5 protein-coding genes and 1 pseudogene are annotated in these 4,582 nt (G+C 67.5%); 4 read left to right on the plus strand and 2 right to left on the minus strand.

Annotated elements, in window-relative coordinates; all coding sequences use genetic code 11:
* Positions 1–78: pseudogene (locus tag ACESLR_RS11575) on the minus strand (DUF1365 domain-containing protein); the annotation flags it as partial.
* Positions 78–1,460, minus strand: coding sequence for an NAD(P)/FAD-dependent oxidoreductase (locus ACESLR_RS11580; protein WP_373026167.1), 1,383 nt, complete (start codon positions 1,458–1,460; stop codon positions 78–80). The gene ACESLR_RS11580 and the pseudogene ACESLR_RS11575, both read right to left, overlap by 1 nt.
* 126 nt (positions 1,461–1,586) lie before the next feature.
* Between ACESLR_RS11580 and ACESLR_RS11585 the strand changes: the two genes are divergently transcribed.
* The 4 genes from ACESLR_RS11585 to ACESLR_RS11600 all read left to right on the plus strand — a co-directional run bounded on the left by ACESLR_RS11585 (position 1,587) and on the right by ACESLR_RS11600 (position 4,416).
* Positions 1,587–2,384 carry a DUF3429 domain-containing protein gene (locus tag ACESLR_RS11585; RefSeq protein WP_373026168.1) on the plus strand — a complete coding sequence of 266 codons (798 nt, stop codon included), beginning with the start codon at positions 1,587–1,589 and terminating at the stop codon, positions 2,382–2,384.
* 48 nt (positions 2,385–2,432) lie between these two features.
* Positions 2,433–3,086, plus strand: coding sequence for a GTP cyclohydrolase I FolE (folE, locus tag ACESLR_RS11590; RefSeq protein ID WP_373026169.1), 654 nt, complete (start codon positions 2,433–2,435; stop codon positions 3,084–3,086).
* A 234-nt stretch (positions 3,087–3,320) separates the two neighbouring features.
* Complete coding sequence (locus tag ACESLR_RS11595) at positions 3,321–3,950, plus strand: class I SAM-dependent methyltransferase (protein ID WP_373026170.1); 630 nt, start codon at positions 3,321–3,323, stop codon at positions 3,948–3,950.
* Between the two features lie 253 nt (positions 3,951–4,203).
* On the plus strand, positions 4,204–4,416 hold the full coding sequence (locus tag ACESLR_RS11600; protein WP_373026171.1) for a putative motility protein: 213 nt from the start codon (positions 4,204–4,206) through the stop codon (positions 4,414–4,416).
* Positions 4,417–4,582: the final 166 nt, after the last annotated feature.

Raw genomic sequence — 4,582 nt, forward strand, 5'->3', positions numbered from 1 at the left:
GACCGGGTAGCGAAAGCGGTACTGCTGCGGGAAGAACCGCTGGTGCATCACCGTGCCGTGGACGAGGGCGGCGTCCATCAGGCGTTCCGCGATTGCGCGGCCGGCGCGCCGACCGGGGTCGGGCCGCCGCCGTGGACGGTGGACACCGGCGCGCGCCCGGGGCGTGCGCCGGTGTCCGCTGGGTGCGCCGGCTGGGACCAGGGTGGTTCGATGCCGAGGGATTGCCCGACGGCAACGGCCGAGCGCAGCCCGTCCTCGTGAAAACCGTAGCCCATCCACGCGCCGGCGAAATACAGGCCGTTCTTGCCCTGGGTCGCCGCGAGGCGCTGGCGGGCCTTTTCCGACGCGCTGTCCATGACGGGGTGCTCCCAGTGCTGCTCCCCGAGTACGTGGTTCGGGTGCGGGTCGCGCCAGGGGTTCAGGCTGATGATGTAGTCATCCCTGCGGTCCAGGCGATGCAGGCGGTTCATCCAGTAGGAGACGGAAACGCTGTCGCGTGCCTGGGTGGTGCGTCCGGAGAGGTAGTTCCAGGACGACCACACGCGACGGGAGCGCGGCATCAGGGCGGGGTCGGTGTGCAGCACCGCGTGGTTGGCCTGGAAACGACAGGCCGACAGCAGGCGGTCGCGGGCGGGGTCGGTCCCGTTCAGCAACCAGCGCGCGGTATTGGCGTGACACGCGAAGACCACGGCATCGAAGCCGATTGCCTGGGCATCGGTCAGGACCCGCCACTGGCCGGCCTCGGGCATGACCGCGCGCACCGGCTCGTGAACCACGCAACCCGGCTCCAGACGCCGCGCCATGCGGCGGACGTATTCACGGCTGCCCCCCGCGACCGTGCGCCACTGGGGCCGGTCACGCAGATCCAGCAGGCCGTGGTTGTGGAAGAACTGCAGGAAGCTGGCGGCCGGGAATTCGCGGATTTCATCCGGCGGGCAGGACCAGATCGCCGCGGCCATCGGCAGCAGGTAGTCGTCGGCGAAGCCGCGACCCAGGCGGTGCCGGTCGAGGAAGGCGCCAAGCGAGCCCTCCGGACTCTCGTGGCGCTCGAAAAGGCCCTTGCCGAGGCGGTTGAAGCGCAGGATGTCGGCGGCCATGCGCAGGAAGCGCGGATGCACCAGGTTGCGCCGTTGGGCGAACAGGGTGTTGAGGTCCGAGCCGGCGTACTCCACCCCGTCGGGCTGGCGCGAGTACCCGAATGACATGTCGGTGTCCTGCGTGGTGACGTCCAGTTCCCCGAACAGGCGGGTCAGCAGGGGGTAGTTGCGCTCGTTGTACACCACGAAGCCGGTATCGATGGCGGTGCGGCCCTGGGGGTCGGGCACCTCCACCGTGCGGGCGTGGCCCCCGAGTTCGGCTTCCGATTCGAACAGCTGCACCTGGTGGCGGGTCTGCAGGATCCAGGCGGCGGACAGGCCGGCGATGCCTCCACCGATGACGGCGATACGCGAGCGTTGCATGGTGTGACTCCCAGGGCCCAAGGCGATGTACATCTTATACAATATCTGTACAATTTTTGTAAATGGTGGCGGACGAAAGTTTTCGGGGGTTCCAATGGGGATGCCAGCCAGAGTGAAGCAGGCGCAATGGAGGACTGGATCGTGACCACGAATGAAGAACCAGCAGGGGTCCCCGAGTGGCCGGCGGAGGTCCGCGAGGCCCTGGTTTCCCACGAGATCGTGGGGATCACCTCCGGGCTTTCGGACTTCCGTGATGCCGAGGCGCTCCTGCAAGCAACGGCACCCGGACGCTGGCAGCGGCTCGAGTGGGGGATGGGATCGGCCCACAACCGGGAGCGGTTCCATGCGCTGCAACAGGTCACCGGTGCATCGGTGCTGCCCCTGTTTGTCTCGCGCGAGGGCGTGATCGGCGGACTCCCGGAACTGCGCGAGTATCTTGGCCACCGGGCTCTGCAGGCGCGCGGCGACGGGCCGCGACCCGATGCGCCTTCGCCCACTCTGCAGGTCCTCGGATTCGGCGGCTTGCTACCCTTCGCGTTCTTCGGGATCGGCGCCTGGATGGCCCAGCCCGAATGGCAGGCTTTCGCGCTGGAGGCCCTGGCGCTCTATGGTGCGGTCATCCTGTCGTTCCTGGGGGCGGTCCACTGGGGGATCTATCTGGCGGATCGGCAGCATCGGGTGGGGCCGCTCTCGGCTCCGGTCTGGGCGGTGGTGCCGTCCGTTCTGGCCTGGCTGGCCGTACTGCAGCCGTTGCCGGAGGCCCTGATGACCCTGACGGTGCTGTTCCTCGGGGTGCTGTGGGTGGACCGGCTGAGTCTGCAGCGCAGGGCAATCCCGCGCGGGTACCTGACCCTGCGCCTGGTATTGACGGCCGGGGCCATGCTGGCGCTGGCCTCTGGTTTTGCGGTCACGCTGGCGGCCTGACCGGGCTGGCTCCACGAATCCGGGGGGCGGACAGAGGAAAACGCAAGAATGAGTGAACACAAGGACTCGACCATGGACACAGACGCCCGTACGGCCGACGAGCCGGCGGCCACGGAACCCGCAGGTCAGCCTCTGGCGGCGCCGGAGCAGCTCGCGGAGCGTTATCGCGACATCCTCGCCGGGCTGGGCGAAAACCCGCGGCGCGAGGGCTTGCTGGATACGCCGATGCGTGCCGCGAAGGCGATGCAGTACCTGACCCGCGGCTATCACCAGGACCTCGACAGCATCGTGAACGGGGCGTTGTTCTCGTCGGACAACGACGAGATGGTGCTGCTGCGCGACATCGAGTTGTATTCCCTGTGCGAGCACCACCTGCTGCCGATTATCGGCAAGGTACATGTTGCCTATCTGCCCAACGGGAAGGTGATCGGGCTGTCGAAGATCGCGCGCATCGTGGACATGTTCGCCGCGCGGCTGCAGATCCAGGAGAGCCTGACACGCCAGATCGCCGAGGCCCTGATGGAGGTGACGAATGCCAAGGGCGTGGGCGTGGTGGTGGATGCCAAGCACATGTGCATGACCATGCGCGGGGTGGAGAAGCAGCACTCGTCGATGGCGACGTCCGTGATGCTGGGTGCCTTCCGCGAGGATGGCCGCACCCGCCGCGAGTTCCTCAACCTCATCGGTGGTACCGGCAGCTGAACCGCAGGCACCGCACAAAAAAATGGCCCGGCGCGAACGCCGGGCCAAAGATCATCCGGACACCCGTGTGATGGAGGGTTTGTGTCCGAACGGCGGATCACCGGCTGCCGTTGCCATGAGCCGATGAATTCCGCAACTTGTACAAGTGGACAGGGATTGAGGAAACAGGTTCCTTCTACCCGCCAAAAGAATGCGGTTCTCGTCACACTTTTCGGTCCGTCCCCTGGAGTCGCGATGCGCGGTCTTGAGCAGATCCCCTGGCTGTACGACGGGTTGATGGCCGGTGCCGAGCTGCTGGGCCTGCGTCGCTGGCGGCGGCGCCTGGTCGAGGGCGTGCGGGGCCGCGTGCTGGAGATCGGCTGTGGTACCGGGCGTGACCTGCCGCTGTACGCGGATCCGGCCCGGGTCATCGGCATGGATCCGGATCTGGCGGCCCTGCGCCGGGCGCGTCGCAAGTGCCCCTCCGTCCCGCTGGTGGTGGCGCGTGCTGAGGCCCTGCCGTTTGCGGACGGGGCGTTCGATACCGTGGTTTCCGGCCTGGTGTTCTGCAGCGTGCAGGACCCCCCGCGGGCCCTGGCCGAGGTGCGCCGGGTGCTGGCCGAGGCGGGCGAGCTGCGCATGCTGGAGCATGTGCGCCACACCCGGCCGCTGCTGGCGCGTACCCAGGACTGCGTGCAGCCGGCCTGGACCTGCATCACCGGCGGGTGCCACCCGAACCGCGATACCGAGTCTGCGGTGGAGCTCGCCGGGTTCTGCATCGAGCCCGAGGGCCGCGTCGCGCGGGGTGTGATGCGGCGCTTCGCCGCGCGGGTCTGCCGTGCGCCCGTTGAGGCTTCCGGGCGCAACGCCGGGGGTGAGGGCTGAAGGGCGAGGGCTCTTTCGCACCACGAGGCGCACGAAGGCACGCAGGGAGGGTCAGGGCGTGTAACCACGGAGGGTACGAGGAGACGGAGAAAGGCGTGGACCGGTGCGCGCGCTGGATTCCTTCGGAGAAAAGCCGTTCCAAAAAAAACGTTTCAAGGGCTCAAGTCTGACGGGATGCAGCCGTCACCCGGGACAGGCCCGTCCGCATCAGGAACGTAACGGGCCTGTACACTCAGAACGCTGGAGTACCACGATGGATGCAAGCGCAATGGCCGCAATGGCCACACAGGGCAGTCAGCAGCAGCTGGCGGTGCAGAAGGACGTGGCCGTGCAGAAGAAGGCGATGGAGTCGCAGGAGATGGCCGCTCAGTCGATGCTGCAGGCAATGCCCGACGTCGGCGAGATGCAGGCCGCCACTCAGGGTCTGCCGGACAACGTGGGCACCAAGATCAACACCACGGCCTGACACGTTCCCGCCCGCCGATCCATGAAGGCTCCGGCGCATTTACGCGCCGGAGCCTTGTCGTTACGGGATCATGGCCGGGCCTGTTGATCCCACCCGCCGCGGCATTTCCCAAAGACCGCAATCGAATTTCCCCGGGCCCTCCCTGGTGCACCCGGACCTGGCCCTT

It is taken from the genome of Thioalkalivibrio sp., assembly GCF_041685615.1.
GTDB lineage: Bacteria > Pseudomonadota > Gammaproteobacteria > Ectothiorhodospirales > Ectothiorhodospiraceae > Thioalkalivibrio.